At 71.7% G+C, this 20,202-nt stretch carries 21 protein-coding genes and 2 tRNA genes; 6 read left to right on the top strand and 17 right to left on the bottom strand.

From position 1 onward, the window contains the following. Nucleotides 1–37 precede the first annotated feature (37 nt). Nucleotides 38–559 (bottom strand): DUF3145 domain-containing protein, encoded by a 522-nt coding sequence (locus tag M3147_RS17480; RefSeq protein WP_251204696.1) that lies wholly within the window; start codon nucleotides 557–559, stop codon nucleotides 38–40. Between the two features lie 264 nt (nucleotides 560–823). On the opposite strand from M3147_RS17480, the gene M3147_RS17475 reads away from it, so the two are divergent. Then, nucleotides 824–1,426: a PadR family transcriptional regulator gene (locus M3147_RS17475; RefSeq protein WP_251204695.1), complete on the top strand. Its 603-nt coding sequence runs from the start codon at nucleotides 824–826 to the stop codon at nucleotides 1,424–1,426. On the opposite strand, the gene M3147_RS17470 is transcribed toward M3147_RS17475, so the two are convergent. Continuing rightward, nucleotides 1,405–3,144: a bifunctional 3'-5' exonuclease/DNA polymerase gene (locus M3147_RS17470; RefSeq protein WP_251204694.1), complete on the bottom strand. Its 1,740-nt coding sequence runs from the start codon at nucleotides 3,142–3,144 to the stop codon at nucleotides 1,405–1,407. The two genes, M3147_RS17475 and M3147_RS17470, sit on opposite strands and share 22 nt — an antisense overlap. A gap of 140 nt (nucleotides 3,145–3,284) precedes the next feature. Between M3147_RS17470 and M3147_RS17465 the strand changes: the two genes are divergently transcribed. The 3 genes from M3147_RS17465 to M3147_RS17455 all read left to right on the top strand — a co-directional run bounded on the left by M3147_RS17465 (nucleotide 3,285) and on the right by M3147_RS17455 (nucleotide 6,205). Continuing rightward, nucleotides 3,285–4,046: a hypothetical protein gene (locus M3147_RS17465; protein WP_251204693.1), complete on the top strand. Its 762-nt coding sequence runs from the start codon at nucleotides 3,285–3,287 to the stop codon at nucleotides 4,044–4,046. A 145-nt stretch (nucleotides 4,047–4,191) separates the two neighbouring features. Further along, a complete protein-coding gene (locus tag M3147_RS17460; protein ID WP_251204692.1) occupies nucleotides 4,192–4,662 on the top strand; it encodes an NfeD family protein in 471 nt (156 codons plus the stop codon). Nucleotides 4,663–4,741: 79 nt separating this feature from the next. Beyond that, nucleotides 4,742–6,205 (top strand): flotillin family protein, encoded by a 1,464-nt coding sequence (locus tag M3147_RS17455; protein ID WP_251204691.1) that lies wholly within the window; start codon nucleotides 4,742–4,744, stop codon nucleotides 6,203–6,205. 74 nt (nucleotides 6,206–6,279) lie between these two features. On the opposite strand, the gene M3147_RS17450 is transcribed toward M3147_RS17455, so the two are convergent. The 5 genes from M3147_RS17450 to M3147_RS17430 form a co-directional block, all read right to left on the bottom strand. Beyond that, nucleotides 6,280–6,630: a metallopeptidase family protein gene (locus M3147_RS17450; protein ID WP_251204690.1), complete on the bottom strand. Its 351-nt coding sequence runs from the start codon at nucleotides 6,628–6,630 to the stop codon at nucleotides 6,280–6,282. Between the two features lie 144 nt (nucleotides 6,631–6,774). Beyond that, the gene (locus tag M3147_RS17445) at nucleotides 6,775–7,563 is read right to left on the bottom strand and encodes an SDR family NAD(P)-dependent oxidoreductase (protein ID WP_251204689.1); all 789 of its coding nucleotides are present in this window, start codon (nucleotides 7,561–7,563) and stop codon (nucleotides 6,775–6,777) included. Nucleotides 7,564–7,658: 95 nt separating this feature from the next. Beyond that, a tRNA-Ile gene (locus M3147_RS17440) sits at nucleotides 7,659–7,732 on the bottom strand. Between the two features lie 9 nt (nucleotides 7,733–7,741). Continuing rightward, the gene (locus M3147_RS17435; protein WP_251204688.1) at nucleotides 7,742–8,992 is read right to left on the bottom strand and encodes a glycosyltransferase; all 1,251 of its coding nucleotides are present in this window, start codon (nucleotides 8,990–8,992) and stop codon (nucleotides 7,742–7,744) included. A 159-nt stretch (nucleotides 8,993–9,151) separates the two neighbouring features. Next, on the bottom strand, nucleotides 9,152–10,093 hold the full coding sequence (locus tag M3147_RS17430) for a DMT family transporter (RefSeq protein ID WP_251204687.1): 942 nt from the start codon (nucleotides 10,091–10,093) through the stop codon (nucleotides 9,152–9,154). A gap of 17 nt (nucleotides 10,094–10,110) precedes the next feature. Here M3147_RS17430 and def point away from each other — a divergent pair, with 17 nt between their 5' ends. Beyond that, nucleotides 10,111–10,677 (top strand): peptide deformylase, encoded by a 567-nt coding sequence (gene def, locus M3147_RS17425; protein WP_251204686.1) that lies wholly within the window; start codon nucleotides 10,111–10,113, stop codon nucleotides 10,675–10,677. A 3-nt stretch (nucleotides 10,678–10,680) separates the two neighbouring features. Here def and M3147_RS17420 read toward each other — a convergent pair whose 3' ends face one another. The 7 genes from M3147_RS17420 to M3147_RS17390 all read right to left on the bottom strand — a co-directional run bounded on the left by M3147_RS17420 (nucleotide 10,681) and on the right by M3147_RS17390 (nucleotide 16,961). Then, complete coding sequence (locus M3147_RS17420; protein ID WP_189086432.1) at nucleotides 10,681–10,986, bottom strand: AzlD domain-containing protein; 306 nt, start codon at nucleotides 10,984–10,986, stop codon at nucleotides 10,681–10,683. Then, a complete protein-coding gene (locus M3147_RS17415; RefSeq protein ID WP_251204736.1) occupies nucleotides 10,983–11,645 on the bottom strand; it encodes an AzlC family ABC transporter permease in 663 nt (220 codons plus the stop codon). Before M3147_RS17415 ends, M3147_RS17420 begins: the two co-directional genes overlap by 4 nt. A 205-nt stretch (nucleotides 11,646–11,850) precedes the next feature. Continuing rightward, nucleotides 11,851–12,399, bottom strand: coding sequence for a hypothetical protein (locus M3147_RS17410; protein WP_251204685.1), 549 nt, complete (start codon nucleotides 12,397–12,399; stop codon nucleotides 11,851–11,853). A gap of 131 nt (nucleotides 12,400–12,530) precedes the next feature. Then, nucleotides 12,531–13,295, bottom strand: a complete 765-nt coding sequence (locus M3147_RS17405) for an amino acid ABC transporter ATP-binding protein (RefSeq protein WP_251204684.1) — start codon at nucleotides 13,293–13,295, stop codon at nucleotides 12,531–12,533. Beyond that, nucleotides 13,292–14,302: an amino acid ABC transporter permease gene (locus M3147_RS17400; RefSeq protein WP_251204683.1), complete on the bottom strand. Its 1,011-nt coding sequence runs from the start codon at nucleotides 14,300–14,302 to the stop codon at nucleotides 13,292–13,294. Before M3147_RS17400 ends, M3147_RS17405 begins: the two co-directional genes overlap by 4 nt. An 8-nt stretch (nucleotides 14,303–14,310) precedes the next feature. Further along, nucleotides 14,311–15,225 (bottom strand): ABC transporter substrate-binding protein, encoded by a 915-nt coding sequence (locus tag M3147_RS17395; protein ID WP_251204682.1) that lies wholly within the window; start codon nucleotides 15,223–15,225, stop codon nucleotides 14,311–14,313. 62 nt (nucleotides 15,226–15,287) lie between these two features. Next, the gene (locus M3147_RS17390) at nucleotides 15,288–16,961 is read right to left on the bottom strand and encodes an amidohydrolase (RefSeq protein ID WP_251204681.1); all 1,674 of its coding nucleotides are present in this window, start codon (nucleotides 16,959–16,961) and stop codon (nucleotides 15,288–15,290) included. A 156-nt stretch (nucleotides 16,962–17,117) separates the two neighbouring features. Here M3147_RS17390 and M3147_RS17385 point away from each other — a divergent pair, with 156 nt between their 5' ends. Beyond that, nucleotides 17,118–18,107 carry a LacI family DNA-binding transcriptional regulator gene (locus M3147_RS17385; RefSeq protein WP_251204680.1) on the top strand — a complete coding sequence of 330 codons (990 nt, stop codon included), beginning with the start codon at nucleotides 17,118–17,120 and terminating at the stop codon, nucleotides 18,105–18,107. Nucleotides 18,108–18,187: 80 nt separating this feature from the next. Here M3147_RS17385 and M3147_RS17380 read toward each other — a convergent pair. From M3147_RS17380 to M3147_RS17370, 3 genes are all read right to left on the bottom strand, one after another. Beyond that, nucleotides 18,188–18,260: transfer RNA gene (locus M3147_RS17380), tRNA-Asn, on the bottom strand. 69 nt (nucleotides 18,261–18,329) lie between these two features. Then, entirely contained in the window at nucleotides 18,330–19,349 is a 1,020-nt protein-coding gene (locus M3147_RS17375) for an NAD(P)-dependent oxidoreductase (RefSeq protein WP_251204679.1), read from the bottom strand. After that, entirely contained in the window at nucleotides 19,346–20,200 is an 855-nt protein-coding gene (locus tag M3147_RS17370) for an ATP-binding cassette domain-containing protein (RefSeq protein ID WP_251204678.1), read from the bottom strand. The genes M3147_RS17375 and M3147_RS17370 overlap by 4 nt, the downstream gene beginning before the upstream one ends. Nucleotides 20,201–20,202 lie beyond the last annotated feature (2 nt).

Below are 20,202 nucleotides of genomic sequence, written 5' to 3'. Positions count from 1 at the left end.
CCTCCGCGTCGCGCCGCAGGCGACCCGCGGCATCCGCTCAGCCCGTCTGGTGCAGCCAGACGACCGGGGCGAAGTCGCTTGCGTGGCGGAAGGGTTCGAGCTCGTCGTCCCACGCCTGACCGAGGGCGAGGCGCAGCTCGCGGTGCAGTTCGAGCGGGTCGTGCCCGGCGAGCTCGAGGGCGTAGCGCACGCGGTCCTCGGGAATCACCGCGTTCCCTGCGCTGTCGGTCTGCGCGAAGTGGATGCCGAGGTCCGGCGTGTGCATCCAGCGCGCGCCGTCACTGCCGGCACCGGGGTCCTCGCTCACCTCGTAGCGCACGTGGTCCCAGCCGCGCAGAGCCGAGGCGAGCCGTGCGCCGTCGCCCTGCACGCCCTCCCAGGAGAACTCCGCGCGCATGCTGCCGCGCAGCACCGGCTGCTCCTGCCAATCGAAGTTCACGGGCACGCCGAGTGTGCGTCCTGCCGCCCACTCGAGGTGGGGGCAGATCGCTCGTGGCGAGGAGTGCACGAACAGCACTCCTCGCGCGGCGCGCGTGGCCCGCGTGAGCTGCTCCGCCATCTCTACTCCGTTCTCTGAGGTGCGTCTTCCCCTACGACCTCGGAACGAACGGGCGGATATTCGATTGCCGACGGCACAGCCGTCACCCGCGATTATGCCTCGCATCAGGCCGAATGACAAGAATCCCCGGCGCGTCGCGCCGTCGGAGGGGTAGCGGACGGCGTGGCGGTGGCGTGGCGGTGGCGTGGCGGTGGCGTGGCGGACGGGCCTCTGAGAACACTATGCTCGGTGAGGAGTTCTTGAGTTCAGGATCGGAGGTGCACGGTGGCCGTTCGCGAAGCACTCCTCACCCTGCTCGGCATGGGTCCGGCGTACGGGTTCGCCCTGCACGGCGGGCTCGCCGAACGAACGGGCGGGCGCCGCGCCGTCAATGTCGGACAGAGCTACGCCACGCTCGAGCGCGCGACGAAGGCGGGGCTGATCGAACCGGCCGGCACCACCGACGACGGCCTGCCACTGCACCGCCTCACCACGAGCGGCGAAGCGGTGGTCGCGGGGTGGCTCTCGGGCACGGATGCCGCGGGCGCCGACCCCTGGGACGAGAGCCTCGACCGGGTGCTCATCGCCGCCTCGTTGCCCCAGGTGCCGCTCGCGCCCGTCGTCGCGGCCGAGCGCGAGCGCTGGCTCGCACGCCTCGCCGCCGCGAGCGATGCCGCGAGCGACGAGCGCTCGGACCCGGATGCCTCGCCGGACGCCCGGCTGCGCCGGCTGGCCGCCGCGGCCGACGCGACACGGGCGCGGGCCGCACTCGCCTGGCTCGACGAGGTCGACGAGGCTCGGGCCTCCGTCGAGCTCGCCTTCGCCCCCTCGGACGTGCGGCCGAAGCGCGGCCGCCGCCGCTCGGCTCAGCCCTCGGCCAGCGCGTAGCTCTCGACGACGGCGAGGTCGAGCGGAAAGTCGAGCGGGAAGTCACCGAACAGCAGGCGCCCCGCCTCGGCCGCGCACTCGGCGACGGCGTCGGCCACCTGCTCGGCACGCTCGGCCGGGGTGTGCACGATGATCTCGTCATGCAGGTAGTAGACGAGATGCGGCACCGCTTCGAAGACGGGTCCCGACGCGGTGGCACGAGTGCCGGCGGGCTCGATCGCGGCCAGACGCGAGCGGAGCGCCGCCATCCAGCAGAGCGACCATTCGGCCGCACTCCCCTGCACGACGAAGTTGCGTGTGAAGCGGCCCCAGTCACGGGCCGAGCTGCGGGCCCGGCGCTCGTCGCTCGGGCTCGCGTCGGGCTCGCTCGCACGCTGCTGCACCTCCCGCCAGCTCGCGGGCGGGAGCGGTGAGGATCGGCCGAGGTTCGTGGTGACGCTACCGCCGCGCTCGCCCTGCGCCGCGGCCCGGTCGACGAGCGCCATCGCTCGTGGGAACGCCCGCGCCAGCCGCGGCACGAGCCGCCCGCTGTCGCCCGTCGTCGCCCCGTACATGGCGCCGAGCACCGCGACCTTCGCCTGGTCGCGTTCCTCGACCACCCCGGCCTCGACGATGCCGCGGTACACGTCGCGCCCGCGGGCCGCGTCGGCCATCGCCTCGTCGCGGGCGAGGGCGGCGAGCACGCGCGGCTCGAGCTGTGCGGCGTCGGCCACCACGAGTCGCCATCCCGGATCGGCGACCACCGCGCTGCGGACGAGCTTCGGCAACTGCAGCGCGCCGCCGCCCGAGGTCGCCCAGCGCCCGGTCGCCGTGCCGCCGGGGACGTAGTCGGGACGGAAGCGGCCATCGACGATCCACTCATCGAGCCAGACCCACCCGTTCGCGCTCGCCAGCCGGGCGAGCTTCTTGTAGGCGACCAGCGGCTCGATGGCGGGATGCTCGTGCTCGCGCAGCTCCCAGCGGCTCGTCGACTCGACCGGGATGCCCGCGGCGCGGAGGGCGCGCAGCACCTCGACCTGCGAATCGAGGTTGAGCCCCGGCGCCTCGAGCTCACGGCGCACCTCGGCGGCGAGCCGCTCCATGTACTCGGGCTTCGCACCGGGTCGCGGCCTCGGCCCCAACGTGGTCTCGAGCACGCGCTCATGCACCTCTCGGCTCCACGGGAGCCCCGCGGCGTGCAGCTCGGCGCCGATCAGCGCCCCGGCGGACTCGGCAGCGAGGAGGAGGCGCATGGCCCGCGGCCTCGCACTCTCGACGACGAGGGCGTTCTGCCGGGCGTCTTCGGCGAGCACCTCGTCGATGGTCGGCGCGGTCGAGCGCGCGGAGCGATGGCCGCCGTCGAAGTCATCGAAGTCGAACAAGGCGGTGCCGGCCGCGACCGGGGCGGGGGCGAGCTGCCCGGCGCGGAGCCGTCCGATCCAGGCCGGTGCCCCGTCGGCGTCCCGCCCGCGGGCCGCTGCGGTATCGGTGGAGTGGTCGAGAATGGCTGCGGCGAGCAGCAGGTCGTCGCATCGCTCGACGCGGACGCCCGCGGCGAGCAGTTTCGGATACCACTGCCGGGTGTCGCTCCAGACCCAGCGCGGCCCGGCGTCGCGCTCGAACGCCGCGACGGTGGCCGCGAGTTCCGCGGCCGGGACGACGGCGAGCGGCCGCGCGGGCTCGTCTGGGTCGACGAGGGCGATCAGGCCGTCGTCGCGGGGGCCGATCGCGATGCGCACGCCTCCAGTGTGGCGGACGCCGGCGACATCGGAGCACCGGCCCCGGACGCCGGGCTCCGGGAGCGCGCACGCCCCGTCGCATGTCGGTGGTCCGGGCGATCATAACCGCATGACGACGAGTGCGAAGCCGGGCGCCCGGCATGGCTGAGGTGAGCTTCCGCTGCGGGCACGGCGGCGACCCGGAGCAGGGAGCCATCCGGCTCTCCCGGGTCTGCCCGCTCTGCATGCTCGTCGCCGAGACCCAGCGCTCGCGCGGCGAGCTGCTGCGTCGGGCGAGCCCGCCCGAACGCGGGCGGCTCTCGCGCGAGACGCGGATCGGCGCCGAGTACGAATGGCGCTGCGAGCGCGGGCACGACCGCTACCGGGCGACCGTCCGCGAGCAGCTCACCGGCACCGCCTGCGCGAAGTGCCGCACGAGCGCGGGGGCGCCGGCCGCACGGCGCGAGGCGGGTGTCGCCTTCATGAACCCCGGCCTGCGCACCCGCACCTCGATGACCGAACAGCACTTGAGGGCTCTCCTCGGCGAACGCATCCGGTTGCACCACCGGGTGAACGCGGTGCGCGTCGCGCGAACATTCTTCGGGCGCAGCGAAGTCTGGCCCGACATCCTGGTCCCGCAGCTGCGCATCGCGATCGAGTACGACGACCCCGGCCGATCGCGGCGCGCGCACCTGGGGCTGAAGGAGGCGTCCGATCGCGAGAAGGACGAGGCCCTCGCAGAGGTCGGCTGGGACGTCATCCGGGTCCGCGGCGGCGGGCTCGACGCGCTCGGCCCGAACGACGTCGTGTGCCGCACGGTCGACGCCCGCGTCGCCGACGAGATCGTCGCCCGCATGGTGCGGCTCCGCGGCGCCGCCGCCGTCGGGGCGCTGGCCGTCGCGTCGGCAGCGCCCGGCACGTAGCTCGCCCGGCACATCGCTCGCCCGGCACGTCGCTCGCCCGGCACCCGAACCGGACTGGCTGGTCCGATGAACGATGCGGGGGCGGGAGCTGTGCCGATAGGGTGAACGCACTCCCACTTCCACCCGATCAGAGAGGCCCGGCGACGTGCTCCTCCCCTTCCTCATCGTCGGAGGCGTCGGCCTCGCCCTCCTCCTCGTCTCGTTGATCCTCGGCGACATCCTCGATCACTTCGAGATCGGCGACGGGGCCATCTCCGGCACGGCGCTCGCCGTCGGCCTCGTGGTGTTCGGCGCCGCGGGCACCCTCACCGCCTCGCTCGGCCTCGAACTCGTCTGGGCGTACGTGCTCGCCGCCGTGCTCGCAGTCGTCGCCTACGTGCTCAGCGTGCTCGTGGTGCGAAACCTCACCCGCAGCTCCGACGGCGGCCCGGTCTCCGCGGTCGGCCTCGGCGGGGTCGCCCGCTCCGACATCTCCCCCGCGGGCGGCGAGGTCAGCCTCGACGGCCCGGGCGAACTCGAGCGCCGCATGGCGTACTCCGAGCAGCCCATCCCCGAGGGCGCCCGCGTGCGCGTCGTCGAGCAGGCGGGCAGCCGGGTGAAGGTCGTCGCCGACTAGCCGGCGTGCCCGGGCACCGCCCAGAGACTCCCCCAGGCGTCCCACGCCGATCCCCATCCCGAAACCGAGAAGGAACCCCATGCTCGACCCGACCCTCATCCAGGTGATCGCGATCATCGCGCTCGTCATCGCCCTGCTCGGCCTGCTCGTCTTCATCGCCCGGCGCATCCGCCGCGTGCCGCCGAACGAGGCGCTCGTCATCGTCGGCCGTGGCGCCGGCCGCGCCTCCCCGGAACAGTCGAGCGGCCAGCGCGTCGTCATCGGCGGCCGCACCTTCGTCTGGCCGATCCTCCAGCAGGGCTTCTCGATCTCGCTCGAGCAGCGGCAGATCGGCATCACGGTCGAGGGCGTCGACAAGAACCGCATCAAGATCGCCATCAAGGCGTCCATCAACTTCAAGGTCTCCGGCAACGAAGACGGCGTGCGCCGCGCGGCCCAGCGCTTCCTCTCGCAGCAGCAGCTGCTCACCGAGATCATCAAGGAGTCGCTCGAGGGGTCGCTCCGCTCCATCGTCGGCGACATGACGATCGAGCAGATCATCTCCGACCGCAAGAGCCTCTCCGACCGCGTGGTCTCCGAGACGAAGACCGACCTCGTCGAGCAGGGCCTGCAGGTCGACCTGCTGAACATCTCCGACATCTCGACGCCGGGCAGCGACTACCTCGCGAACCTCGGTCGCGCCGAGGCCGCTCGGGCGCGCCAGGTCGCCGAGATCAGCGAGGCCGAGGCCGCCCGCGCCAGCGAGTTCGCCCGCATCGAGGCCGCCGAGCAGATCGCCGAGCGCCAGAAGGCGCTGAGCCTGCGCCAGGCCTCCATCAAGGCCGAGACCGATCGTGCGAACGCGGAGGCCGACGCATCCGGCATGCTCGCGAAGGCCGAGCAGGACAAGCTCGTCGCCACCGAGGAGCGCGAGGCGCTCGCCGAGCAGGCGCTCGTGACCCAGGAACGCCTCGACATCGACGTGCGCAAGCCTGCCGAAGCCGAGGCGTACGCCGAGGTGCAGCGCGCGAACGCGCAGCGCGACGCGGCGAACGCGGCGACCGAGGCGGATGCCTACAAGCGTACGAAGATCGCCGAGGCCAACAAGGTCGCCGCGGTGCAGGATGCCGAGGCCGCCGCGACCTCGGTGCGATTCGCCGGTGAGGCCGAGCGCGACCGCCAGGTGGCCCTCGCCGCCGGTATCCGTGCCGACGGCGAGGCGAAGGCCGCCGCGATCCAGGCGGAGGGTCTCGCCGAGGCGGCCGCGACCGACGCCAAGGCGCAGGCGCTGATGAAGTACGGCGAGGCCGCCCTCGCGCAGGAGATCATCTCGCGTCTGCCCGAGATCGTGCGCGCCGCCGCCGAGCCGATCTCGAACATCGACACCCTCACGGTCGTCTCCACCGACGGCGCGAGCGCAGTGACGAAGACGGTCGGCCAGGTGCTCGGCGAGGGCACCGAGGTCGTGAAGTCGCTCACCGGGCTCGATGTGTCGTCGATCCTCGCCGGCCTCGCCGGCGGCGCCGTGGTGAAGCAGGCCGAGGAGCCCGCCGCAGCGAAGTAGCGCGACGCGCGTGCAGTGCGGGCCCCGGTGACGATCGTCACCGGGGCCCGTTCACGTCTCCGACGGAGGAACCCCTAGGCCCAGCCCAGCTCGCCGAGCCTCGCGTCGTCGAGGCCGAAGTAGTGGCCGATCTCGTGCACGAGCGTGATCCGCACCCGCGCCCGCAGCGCGTCGAGGTCGGCACTGTGCTCCTGCATGGTGTTGCGGAACAGCGTGATGCGGTCGGGCAACTCGCCGAAGCCGTAGGTGCCGCGGGTCTTCAGCGGACGGCCGCTGTAGAGGCCGTAGAGACGCGGCCGCTCCCCCGGCGGCTGGTCCGCGACGAGGATGGCGACGTTCTCGAGCCCGCGCACCATCTCGTCGGGCAGCGAGTCGTAGACCTCGCCGACCATCCGTTCGAAGTCGTCCTCCGAGATCTCGACCATGGCTCGATTCTGCCTCGGAAGCGGCCGCGGGGCGAGGGCGCGATCGAGGCGGGCGACGACCCCCTTCCCGGCGCCGCCGCAGCAGCGGCGAGCACGTAGACCGGCGTCCGGGTGATCAGCGGACGGGGGTCACTCGCCCGGGCCTCAGCCTGTGGCGATCCAGGGTCGGGTGAAGTCGACCACCCGACGGCCGTCGAGGTCCGCGAGCGAGGTCCCCGCGAACGCGGTCGCCCGCTCCGAGGTCTGCCAGCGGAAGCGGTACTCCTCGGACGTCGCCGCCTCCGCGATCGCCGTCCCGGCCGACTCCGGCGACTGCGCGCCGGCGAAGGTGCCGGCCGTGCGCGCGACGTAGGCGTCGAGGAGTTCGTCGTACGGCCCGCCCGACTCGGGCTGGACGACGTTGCCCACGAACGAACTCGACACCGCGGCCGGCTCGATGACGCTGACCCGGACCCCGAACCGTTCGGCGACGACCGCGAGGGACTGCATGAAGCCTTCGACCGCGAACTTCGCGCCGCAGTACGCATCGGCGAACGGCTGGCCGACGGTGCCGCCGACGCTGGTGACGGTGAGGATGCGGCCACTCCCACGCTCGCGCATCCCTGGCAGCACGAGCTTGGCCAGATTGACCGGTGCGAGGTAGTTCACGTCGAGCTGATCCTGCACCTGCCGCATGCTGAGCTGCTCTGCGGTCGCGACACTGCCCTGGCCCGCATTGTTGACGAGCACGTGGATGCCGCCGTGCTCGGCGATGACGGCGGCGACGAGGCGTGCCGCTGCGCCGTGGTCGACGACGTCGAGCGCGCGGACGTCGAGCGTCACACCTGCTTCGGCTGCGGCGTCTCGGAGCGCGGCGGCCCGCCCGACGTCCCGCATCGTCGCCACGACGTGCAGGCCCCGGCGGGCGAGCGCGACGGCGGCGTGCAGGCCCATTCCCGACGAGGTCCCGGTGACCGCGCGACATCACTCATGCGAGAACCCTAGCGGGACCGGCGTCGTCGAGGAGCTGCGGGAGCAGCATCTCGAGGTAGGGCGGACGGGACTTGAACCCGTGACCGATGGATTATGAGTCCACTGCTCTGACCAGCTGAGCTACCGCCCCCTGCGCCGGCTAGTCCTCGCGGGCCGCCGACGCCGGATCGGTGGCCGGGTCGGCCACCGCCTCACCACGATACAGACTCTCGAAGGTGGTGAGCGTTCGCTGGATGTCGTGCGCCTCGATGAGCCGCATCGAGCCCTCCTTGAGGCGACGCAGCTCGGCCGGATCGGCCTCGAGCACCGTCCGGAGCTTCGCCGCGAGGTCCTCGGGATTCGAGGGCTCGAAGAGGTAGCCGTTCTCGCCGTCGTGCACGAGGTGCGGCAACGCCATCGCGTTCGCCGCGACGACGGGCAGCGCGGAGGCCATCGCCTCCATCGTCACGATCGACTGCAGCTCGGCGATGGACGGCATCGCCAGCACGGTCGCCCGGTGGTACGCGTCGCGCAGTTCCTCGTCGGTGACGCGCCCGGTGAAGGTGACGCGGTCGGCGATGCCGAGCTCGTCGGCGAGGTGCTGCAGCGCCTTCAGCTGGTCGCCGCCACCGACGATCTCGATCTTCGCGTCGAGCTCGGCGGGCAGCAGCAGCGCGGCGCGCAGCAGCACGTCGATCTGCTTCTCGCCCGTCACCCGGCCGACGAAGAGGATGCGGTTCTCGGTGCGCGGCTCCCAGTTCGGGGAGTACTTGTGCGCGTCGATGCCGCAGGAGATGGCGTGCACGCCGCGGAGGCCCGTGTAGCGCTCGAGGAACTCGGCGGCGCGGCGGGTCGGCGTGGTCACCGACTCGGCGCGACCGAAGGTGCGCTTCGCGGCCTTCCAGGCGAGCCCGACGGCCCATTCCTGCCAGGCCTTCGGGATGAGCGTGAACTCGAGCATGTTCTCGGGCATGAAGTGGTTCGTGCCGACGATGCGGATGCCGCGCTTCTCGGCCTCGATCGAGAGGCCGCGGCCCACCACGATGTGCGACTGGAAGTGCACGACGTCGGGCTGCACCTCGTCGAGGATGCGGGCGGAGTTCCGTTTGATGCGCCACGGCAGCGCGAAGCGCAGCCAATCGTGCGGGTACCAGCGCCAGCTGTAGAGGCGATGGGCGACCATCTCCTGCCCCTCGTGCACCTCGTTCCACGTGCCGTGCTTGCGGCTCGCGGCCGGTGCGACGACGTGCACCTCGTGTCCACGCTCGACGAGGCCGGCGGCGAGACGCTCCGCGAAGCGGGCAGCGCCGTTCACGTCGGGGGCGAAGGTGTCGGCCCCGATCAGGATGCGGAGCGGTCGCTTCGAGGCGCTGCCGAGCTCGGCGGGCGCCGGATCGGAAGAATCTGACACGTGGGAGGTTCCTCACAGTTCGAGCGTCGGGAACGGTTCGTCCCCCAGGTGGGCGCGCGAGGTCGGCGCGGCTGCAACCGACTTTAGTCTACGCAGGGCGCGGCGAACGGCTCGCCGCGCGCAGGTCATCCTGGAGGATGACGGATGGTCGCCAGTGCCTCAGAGCCGCGTCTGCGGATGGTTCCGGGCGAGCATGAACACGCCGAAAACGGCGATGGCCCCGGCGAGGATGAACACCGGGATCGCCCAGATCGGCGCCTGCGATGCCTCGCCGAGCACGATGATGCCGATCGCGACCGCGACCATCGGGTCGACGACCGTGAGGCCGGCGATGACGAGGTCGGGCGGGCCCGAGGCGTAGGCGTTCTGCACGAAGTAGGCGCCGAGCCCGGTCGCCGCGAGCAGGGCGATGACGCAGATCAGGGTGATCCACTCGAAGGCGCCCTGCTGGATGCGCCCGAGCACCACCTTCGCGAGGGTCGCCACGAAGCCGTAGACGACGCCGGCCATGATGACGTAGAAGATCGCGCGCACGCGGTGGCGGAAGAAGACGAACGCGAGGCCGGCGAGCACGAGCACGACCGCGAGGATCACGAGGATCGTGATGAGCTGCTGCTCCGTCACGGGTTTGTCGACCGCGGTGAACGCGGCGACGCCCACGAAGAGGAACACGCCGCCGACGCACAGCGCGATCGCGGTGATCGCCTTGCGGTTCAGCTTCACGTGGTTCACCTTCGAGTTCACGATGGAGGTGATCACGAGGGCGATCGCGCCGAGCGGCTGCACGACGATGAGCGGCGCGAAGTAGAGGCTCGACAACTGGAACACGACCGCGAGGCCGAGCATGAGCGTGCCGAGCACCCACGAAGGCCGGGCGAGCAGAAGGGCGAGCTGCTTGAGGCTCAGGCCCTTGCCGAGGCTGTCGGTGGTGTGCGACTCGACCTTGACGACGCCGCGGTGCTGGAACTGCGCCCCGAGCGACAGGAACACCGCGCCCGCGAGCGCGAGCGGAATGCCGATGAACTGCTGCGGGTCGAGCGCGATCTGCTCGGTGAGCTCGCTCAGGTCCGGATCCACGACCTCGACCCTACCCGCTCGCACCTCGATATCCTTGCCGAATGGCCGTGCTCCCCATTCGAATCACCGGCGACCCGGTGCTGCACTCCCCCGCCCGCCCCGTCGAGACGATCGACGACGAGGTCCGCACCCTCGTCGCCGACCTCTTCGAGACGATGGATGCCGCGCCGGGAGTCGGCCTCGCCGCTCCGCAGGTGGGCGTCGACCTGCGGGTCTTCACGTACGGCTGGACCGACGAGGAGGGCGTCCGCTGGCGCGGGGTGGCCATCAACCCCGAGCTCCTCATCTCTCCCCCGCCGCCCGGCGAGCCCGACCTCGATGAGGAGTCCGAGGGGTGCCTGTCGTTCCCGGGCGAGCGGTTCGGGCTCCGCCGCGCCGAGCGCGCGGTGCTCCGCGCCACCGGCCTCGACGGCGAGCGGTACGAGACCGACGCGCAGGGCTGGCTCGCGCGCATCTTCCAGCACGAGTACGACCACCTCGACGGGGTGCTCTACACCGACCGGCTCTCGCACGCCGACCGCAAGATCGTGGGGAAGATCACGAAGAAGCTCGGCTGGGGCCGCCCGGGCGTCTCGTGGATGCCGGGCGTCGACGACCTCGAGGGCTGAGCCTCAGCCGAAGGCGCGGATCGCTGCCGCGACGACCGCGGCCGCCGCGACCGCGACGATGAACGGCGCCCGGATCGCGTAGAGCGCAGCTGCGACGATCAGTGCGGGCACCCGCGCGTCGACGACGAGCGCCTGCCCCGCGCCGAGCGTCTGCACGACGATCAGCGCGGCGAGCAGCGCGACCGTGAGGAGGTCCGCGATGCGGGCCGGGCGTTCGCGCTCGAGGAAGCCGACCGGCACGAGGTAGCCGCCGAGCTTCAACGCCAGCGTCGCCGCCGAGGCGATGAGGATGAGGTGCCAGGTCGTCATGCGCGGCGCCTCCGGTCGAAGAGGTTGAACCAGCCCACGAGGAGCGCCACGAGCGCCGCGATGAGCACGGGCAGCCCGGGCATGACGAACGGCATCACGATCGCCGCGACCACGGCCGCGCCGACGGCCACGGCGCCCGCCTGGAATCGCTTCAGCCTGGGCCAGAGCAGGCCGAGGAAGGCCGCCCCGGCCGCGGCATCCAGTCCCCAAGCCCTCGTGTCGCCCATCGCGTCGCCGATGAGCGCGCCGGCGAGCGTGGTCAGGTTCCAGCCGACGAACACGATCGCCCCGGTCAGCCAGAAGCCGAGGCGGGCGTTGCCCGGCAGCTTCTGCGCGAGGGCGACGGCGGTGGACTCGTCGATCGTGATCCACGCGGCGAGGACGTTCCGCGCCGGGCGGCCGCCGACGAGCGGCTTCATCCGCATGCCGTAGACGACGTTCCGGATGCCGAGCATCGCGGCCGTCGCGATGGCGGAACCGCCCGCGGCCGCTCCGCCAGCGGCGAGGACGCCGACGAGCGCGAACTGGGAGCCGCCGGTGAACATGACGAGGCTGAGGAAGACGGTCTGCCACACATCGAGCCCAGCGGCGACGGAGAGCGCACCGAAGGAGATGCCGTAGATCGCGGTCGCGACCCCGACGGCGACGCTCTCCCGGATCGCCCGAGAGCGCTCGAGCGCCTCATCGACGGCGTCGGGCGCGAGTCCGGCGGCGTCCTCGCCGGCTGGCCGTTCCTCCACTGCACCTCCTCGCGCGCACCCGTGCGCCGGTTCGCAGCATACCGGGCGTGCAGGGCCTCGGCCGTCGGCCGCGGACTGCCGTCGCCGCCGCGGCACCGAACCCGAGCGCGGGGCGCTCGGCCGGTCAGCTCTCCGCGAGCTGGCAGACCACGTCCGCGACCCAGCCGAACTCGTACCCGTCGTTGCCGAAGACGACCGGGGTGGGTTCGTTCGCGACGACGTCGCGCAGCACCATCGAGTCGGTGCGCTCCGCCTCGAACCCATCGGGATCGTTCGAGAAGCCGAGCGTGATCAGCACGTTCCCGCAGTCCGCTTCGGTGAAGACCGCGCTCTGCCAGCAGCCTTCCACGTAGCTCGACGGGCACTGGGCGCTGTAGCGCCCGTCGCCGTAGTTCTCGAGTGCCGCGGGAAAGGTGTACCGCGTCTCGCCGGACTGGAGCCGGTCGACGAGCTCCGAACCGGCCGGCGCGGCGCCGGCGCCTTGCGCACCGACCACGACGGCGAGCTGCTGAGCGAAGCTCGAGGCGGCGAGGCCGACCGGCACGAGGAGGATGAGGAAGAGCGCGGCCGCGCCGCACACGATCGCGGCGATGGCTCCGCCGCCCACCTCGCGAACGCGAGGGGACGGCGGGACGTGCGGCGGCAGTCCCTGGGGCGGCGGAAACGGGTCCATCCCGCGATCCTATGGGCGCACGCCCGCCCCTCGCCGCCACCCGAACGCGGGACGCGCCGCGGCGAGCCCGAGTCACCGGAATGCCATCGGCCCGGATCGGACGGGTGCGTCCGGTCCGGGCCGCGATCGGCTCACAGCACCTTGGAGAGGAAGGCCTTCGTGCGCCCGTGCTGCGGTCGGACGAGGACCTCCTCGGGGGTGCCGTGCTCCACGACGACCCCGCCGTCCATGAAGGTCACGGTGTCGGCGACCTCTCGGGCGAATCCCATCTCGTGCGTCACGACGATCATGGTCATGCCGCTCTCGGCGAGGGACTTCATGACGTCCAGCACCTCCCCCACGAGCTCCGGATCGAGCGCCGAGGTCGGCTCGTCGAAGAGCATGAGGTCGGGCGTCATCGCGAGCGCCCTCGCGATCGCGACGCGCTGCTGCTGCCCGCCGGAGAGCTCGCGCGGGTAGGCGTCCGCCTTGTCGGCGAGCCCCACCCGGTCGAGCAGCTCGAGCGCGCGCTGCCGCGCCTCGGAACGCTGGGTGCGCTTCACGAAGACCGGCGCGCACGTGATGTTCTCGAGCGCGGTCATGTGCGGGAACAGGTTGAACCGCTGGAACACCATGCCGATGTTCTCGCGCTGCGCGGCGGCCTCGGCGGGCTTCAGCTCGTGCAGCCGCTCGCCGTGCTCGCGATAGCCGATGAGCGTGCCGTCGACCTCGATCCGACCCGAGTCGATCGACTCGAGGTGGTTGATGCAGCGCAGGAAGGTCGACTTGCCCGAGCCCGACGGACCGAGCAGGCAGCTCACCTCGCCGCGACGCACCTCGAGGTCGATGCCCTTCAGCACGTGCGTGTCGCCGAAGGACTTGTGCACCTCCTGGGCGCTCACCTTGATGTCGCTCATCGGCCGCCTCCTTCCGGCATCCCTGCGCCGTCCGGCGCCCCTGCGCCCCCGCCCGGTGCGGCGACGGCCTCGGGGCTCGCCAACACCATCGGGCCGCGTTCGGCGGGTTCCCGGTGTTTGCGGCGCTTCGGCGTCGTGCCGTGCCCGAGCTGCCCGCGCGAGAAGTGCTTCTCCAAGCGGCTCTGGCCGATCATCATGATCGAGGTGAAGAAGAGGTACCAGACCGAGGCGACGAGCAACAGCGGGATCGGGTTCAGCGTCGCCGCCGAGATGTCGCGCGTGCGCGTGCAGAGGTCCCAGCTGAACGGCACCGCCGTGACGAGGGAGGTCGTCTTCAGCATGGAGATCACCTCGTTGCCCGTCGGCGGAATGATCACCCGCATCGCCTGCGGGATCACGACCTTCCGCATCGTGAGCCACCAGCCCATGCCGAGCGCGGAAGCGGCCTCGGTCTGGCCCGGGTCGATCGAGAGCAGGCCGGCGCGGACGATCTCGGCCATGTACGCGGCCTCGTTCAGGGCGAGCCCGAGCACAGCGATCCAGAACAGCGGGATCACGTCGGCGGTCTCGAGCACGAGCCACGGCTCCATGAACGGCAGGCCGAGGTTGATCGTCTGGTAGATCGAGCTGAGCAGGCCCCAGAACACGAGCTGGACGTACACCGGGGTGCCGCGGAAGAACCAGATGACGCCCCAGGCGATCGCCCGCAGCACGGGGTTGTCCGTCTCGCGCATGACCGCGAGCACGATGCCGACGACGACGGCGCCGAGCATCGCGAGGAAGGTCAGGGCGAGCGTCACGCCCGCCGCCTGGACGACGCGGACGTCGAACAGGTAGAGCGCGAAGGCGGGCCAGTCATAGGCCTCCCGCTGCGCCGCGTCGATGATGAACGCGAGCAGCAGGAAGATCAGCGCGAAGGCCAGGAGGTTCCGCCAGGGATGCCGCAACGGCACCGCCTGGATGGGTCTCGGCCGCGCCACGGGGACGGCGCGGGTGATCTCGGACACGGCTGGGCCTACTCGGTGCCGGCGTTGACCGTGATGGCGTCGAGACGCCCGGCCTCGACGCCCCAGAACTCGAGGATCTCGTCGTAGGTGCCGTCGTCGTGCAGTTCCTGCACGGCGGCCGCGAAGGCCGCGACGAGCTCGTCGTTGCCCTTCTTGAACGGCGCGCCGGCGGGGAGCGTCTCGTAGATCTCCGAGCCGACGAGCTTGCCGCCGCTGTTCTTCACGGCGTAGCTGACGACGGGCGAGTCGGCGACGAACGCGAACGCGCGGCCGAGGGTCACCGCGGCGACCATCTCGTCGGTCGTGTCGTAGCCCATGACCTCGATCGAGCCCTTCCCCTCCGCGACGCAGCGCTTCTCGACCTCGGGCAGGTAGTAGAGGGGCGCGGATCCGCCGTTCGGCACGGAGATCTTCTGCCCGCAGATGTCGAGCTCGTCGCCGATCGGGTTCTCCTTCAGCGAGCCGAACTGGTTGCCGGCGAGGAAGAAGTCGACCATGTCGAAGTTCGCCTGGCGCTTCACCGTGTCGTAGTAGCCGGCGATGCCGGAGTCGTACGTGCCGAGCTCGATCTTCGGGATGATGTTCTCGAACTTCGAGATCTCGTTCTTGGGCTCGAGGCCGAGCTTCACGATCGCCGCGTTCATGAGGTCGACCTCCCACCCGATCGGGTTGCCGGCGTCGTCCTTGAACTCGTTCGGCGGGTAGGTCGCGTCGACGGCGAGCACGAAGGTGCCGCGCTCGGCGATGTCGGCCGGCAGCAGCTTCGCCGCCGCCTCGCTCTTCTCGATCTTCGAGAGGTCGACCGCGGAGTCGGCGGAGGCGGTGCCGCCCTCTGCGGCCTGCTGCTCGGCGTCGGCCGCGGCCGTGCATCCGCTCAGGGCGAGCACGGTGAGGGCGGCCGCGGCGATGAGGCGCTTCTTCATTCGGGATTCCTTCTGTTGAGGGGGATGGACGGTGCAGTGCGTGGTGCGATGGTGCGAGGTGCTCAGGCCGGGACGACGTCGGCGGCGTGCACGAGCGCACCGTCCACGTAGACCAGGGCTGCGCGCGTCAGGTGGAGCTCTGCGGCCGGCGCGGCGAACGGGTCGCGGTCGGCGACGACGAGGTCGGCGAGCTGGCCGGGGGCGATGCGCCCGAGCTCTTCGGCCCGGCCGTTCGCCTCGATGCCGCCGAGCGTGTAGGCCCGGAGCGCGACGTCGAGTTCGAGCCGCTCGTCGTCGAGGAAGACCCGCTCGCTGTAGTCGGGATGGTCGGCGGGGACCTGGCGGTTCACGGCGACGTGGATGCCGAGCCAGGGGTCTGCGGAGGTCACCGGCCAGTCGGAGCCGCCGCAGAGGTGGCTCCCGGCGCGGTGCAGCGAGCCGAACGGGTACTGGTGGCCCGCGCGATCCTCGCCGAGGAAGGGCACGGTGAGCTCGACCATCTGCGGGTCGTAGCTCGCCCAGAGCGGCTGCATGTCCGCCGAGGCGTTGAGCTCGGCGAAGCGCGGCACGTCGGCGGGGTCGATGATCTGGATGTGCGCGAGCAGGTGCATCGTCGTCGAGGCCGGGCCGTTCGCCCGGCGGGCCGCCTCGATCGCGTCGAGCGCTCCGCGCACCGCCTGGTCGCCGAGGGCGTGGAAGTGCACCTGGAAGCCGAGCCGGTCGAGTTCGGTGACGTACTCCGGCAGCTTCGCGGGATCGACGAACGCGATGCCCGTGTTGTCGCTGTGGCGGCATTCCGGCCCCGGCACCAGGTAGGGCTCGATCATGGCGGCCGTCTGGTTCTCGGCCACGCCGTCCTGCATGATCTTCACCGTCTCGGCCCGGAACCGCCCCCCGGCGACCGCGGCGCGCTTCTCGAGGAACGCCGGGATCTGCTCGAGCCCGAGCGAGCGTTCCCACCAGAGCGCACCGTTCACCCGGCCGATGAGCTCGCCGCGCTCCTCGGCACGGCGGTACACGTCGTAGAACAGCGGGCTGTGATTGCCGTACTGGCCGATGAGGGCGTCCTGCCAGCTCGTGATCCCGTAGCCGACGAGCCTCTGCTGCCCGACGCGGAAGCCGGCGTACATCTCGTCGAAGTCGGGCTCGGGTGCGTGGCGCAGCGCGAGCATCCGCGCGCCCTCGTGCAGGGTACCGGTGGGCTCGCCCGCGGGGTCGCGCTCGATGCGTCCGTCGGCCGGGTCGGGTGTGTCGCGATCGATGCCGCACCGGCGGAGCGCCTCGGCGTTCACCCACGCGCTGTGGTGGTCGCGGTTCGACAGGATGATCGGGCGGTCGGCGCAGATCGCGTCGAGATCGGCACCGAGCGGCGCGCCGCCCGGGAACGCGGCCTGCTGCCAGCCGGCACCGACGATCCACTCGACGTCCGGGTTCCGCTCGACGTAGTCGCGCACGCGCTCGAGGTAGTCCTCGCGGGTGTAGCCCTCGGAGAGGTCGCAGCCGAGCATCTCCATGCCCGCTTCGACCGGATGCACATGCGCGTCGTTCATCCCGGGGTGCAGCAGCCGGCCGTCGAGCTCGACCACCTCGGTGCGCGGGCCGATCGCCGCGAGCACCGCCTCGCCGACGAGCGCGATCCGCCCGCCCGAGACTCCGACGTGCGTCGGCCCCGGGTGGTAGCGCTCACCGTCGAAGAGTGCGCCGTTCGTGAACGCGAGATCGAGTGCGTCGGTCAACCCTGACTCCTTGGTACTCTGACAACCGTTGGCATTCCGGTGAACTTAATCGTTTAAGGTATGGCGGGTAGCTTATTGACGGGCACCGGCCTTGTCAAAGCGCTCGACGACGACCCCGGTCCCCGCAGCTCGACCTCGGCACCCCGGAAGGCAGGCGTGGGAACGACACTCAAAGACCTCGCAGGACACCTCGGCATCTCGGCCGCCGCCGTCTCGATGGCGCTCAACGGCAAGCCCGGTGTGTCGGAGCAGACGCGCGAGGAGGTGCGTCGCGCCGCCGAGGAACTCGGGTACCGGCCGAACCGCACCGGGCAGGCGCTCCGGCTCAGCCGGACGAACACGATCGGCGTCTACTTCCCGTCGACGGTGATGGAGTACTCGCTCTACTTCGCCGAGATCATGCGCGGCATCGTGGCCGGCTTCGCCGACACCGAGCTCTCCCCGCTGCTCCTCCCCTCGGCGGGCCGCACCGGGCAGGTGCGCGACTTCCCGGAGGTCGACGGCGTCGTCGTCGTCGAACCCCACTCAGACGACCTGGGCATGTTCGAGTTGCTTCGCAGCGGACGCCCGACGGTCTGCATCGACCCCCCACCCCCTTCCGCCGCCGCCCCCTGGGGCGTCGTCGAGGCGGACGCCCCGTCCGCCACCCGCGACAGTCTCCGCCACATCGTCTCGCGAGGGGCTGCCCGGCCCGGGCTCCTCACGATCGAGACCGTCTCGGAGTGGAGCCGCACGATCGAGGCGAGCTACCGCGAATGGTGTTCGGAGCACCGCGTCGAGCCCGCAGTGATCGCGATCAGCGCGAGGCAGAGCAACGAGGAGATCCTCGAGCTCCTCGAGCGCGAACTCGGCGCCGACGTCCCGTGCGACGGCCTGTTCGTCGCCGGCGACGCCGTGGCCCCGCGCATCGCCGGCCTGCTGCGCACGATCGGCCGCTCCCCCGAGGACGGGTTCCCTCTCGTCTCAGGTGTGGACAGCACGATGATGGAGTTCCACACGCCGCCGATCACCGCGATCGACCTGAACCCCTATGGCTACGGCATGCAGGCGGCGCGCATGATGGGTGCACTGCTGCTCGAGCCGAACCGGCCCGGCGAGCCGCGCATCGAACGACTGCCCGCCCCGCTCGTGGTGCGCGGCACCTGACCCGCGTGGGACCGCGCGCGTTCGCGCACCACGCGGAAAACCGAAACGGCCCGGCCTCCGAAGAGACCGGGCCGCAGATGCTCCCCCACTTGGACTCGAACCAAGAACCTATCGGTTAACAGCCGATTGCTCTGCCAATTGAGCTATGGAGGATCGCTTGTTCAGCGACGACTACTCTAGCAAAGCCGCGCTCACTCTCCCAATCCGAGCGAAGCTCGCCACTCAGTAGCCGTGCTCGAGGTCGATCCGGCCGACGAACGGCCCATCGCCGACGAAGGCGCGCACATTCTCCGCCACCCGCTCGGCGTAGAGCGGTGCGGTCATCTCCTCGGTGTCGGCGACGTGCGGAGTGATCAGGCAGTGCTCGATCGCCCAGAGCGGATGCCCCGCCGGCAACGGCTCCGGATCCGTGACGTCGAGCCCGGCGCCACCGAGCGCGCCCGACTCGAGGGCGGCGACGAGTGCCGCCGTGTCGATGACGGCACCACGACCGACGTTCACGACGATCGCGCCGGGTGCGAGTGCGGCCAGCACCTCGGCATCCACCAGACCTCGTGACTGCTCGGTCAGCGCGGCGGCGACGAACAGCAGTTCCGCGCCGCGGGCGACCGACGGGAGCTCCGATGCCGGGACCGTCCGCACCGCACCCGGGACGTCGCCGCCCCGCCGGCGCACCACGGTCGCCTGCACCCCGAACGGCTCCAGCAGCCGCAACAGCTCGACCGCCACACCGCCCGCGCCCACGACCACGACCTCGGCGCCGTAGAGACTGCGCCCACGTTCGTCGGGCTGCCATCCGGTCGCGGCGGCGCGTCGCGGCAGTTCCCGGAGCAGCGCGAGGGCGAGGGCGAGCGCGTGCTCCGCGACCGGCTGCGCGTACGCGCCCTTGCCGCTCGTCCAGATGCGGCCGTCGCCGCGCGCGGCGGCGATCAGCTCGGAGAACGCGTCCACCCCGGCCCAGGGCAGCTGGACCCAACTGATGCCCGGTCGGTCGCGCAGGGTCGCCGCGAGCTCGGCGACCCCGGTGTTCGACGTCCAGACGAGCCCCCGGGTGTCGTCCCCGAGCGGCGCGAGCACGCCGCCGGCGGATCCGACCGCGCGGACGAGCTCGGCCGAGGCATCCGGCAGCACCGCGATCGGCCCCGGCGCGGGGTGCTCCCCCGCCGGCACGACGGCGCCGCGGGGCGCCGCGTCCGCGGCGCCCCGCACCGGACGGTGCCGCGGACCGCCGGGAACGCTCATGCGAGCGGCGACTCGAGGTCGTCGATGACCGCATGCCCGTCGTCGAGCGCGCCGGCCAAGGCTCGCACGTACGGATGCCGCGGGTCCGAGAGCACCTCGTCGATGGTGCCGAGCGCGACGAGCCCGCCGTGGTCGAGCACCGCGATGCGGTCGGCGATCCGCCGCAGCACGGGCAGATCATGGGTGACCACGATGGCCGAGAAGGTGTGCCCCTGACCGAGCTCGTTCACGAGTTGCGCCACCGAATCGCGCACCGTCAGATCGATGCCGGCGGTCGGTTCGTCGGCGATCAGCAGCTTCGGCTCGAGTACCAGCGCTTGGGCCAGCGCGACGCGCTGCCGTTGTCCGGCCGAGAGCTCGTACGGGTACTTGTCGAGGAAGCCGAGCGGCAGCCGCACCGAGTCGACCATCGTCGCGACCCGCGTCGCGAGCGCTCGCGCGTTGTAGTGCTGGTCGCGCTCCAGGATCGGCCCCGCGACGATCTCGCGCACCGAACGATCGGCGGGCAACGAGTCGGCGGCGCCCTGCGCGAGGTAGCCGACATGCAACGAGAAGGCCGCCTGCTTGCGCCGGGGCAGCTTGCGCAGCCCGTGGCCGAGCACCGTGGCGTCGCCGCCGGTGATCACCGGCTGGCCGTCGCCCGCGCGCTGGTCGAGGAACGCGCCGGACAGCACGCGGGCGAGCGTCGACTTTCCGCTGCCGGCGCTGCCGAGCAGTCCGAGCACCTCCCCCGGGGCGAGCGAGAGCGAGAGCCCGTGCACGGCGACGTGCGCCGGGCTCGGCCCCTTCGCCGGATACTCGATCGAGAGGTCGCTCAGCACGACGGGGTTCGAATGGGCGGCGTTGCGCATCC

This window comes from Agromyces mediolanus, from assembly GCF_023715325.1.
Lineage (GTDB): Bacteria > Actinomycetota > Actinomycetes > Actinomycetales > Microbacteriaceae > Agromyces > Agromyces mediolanus_A.
Note: the sequence above shows the minus strand (reverse complement) of the source record. Positions and strands in the feature narration are given on the sequence as shown.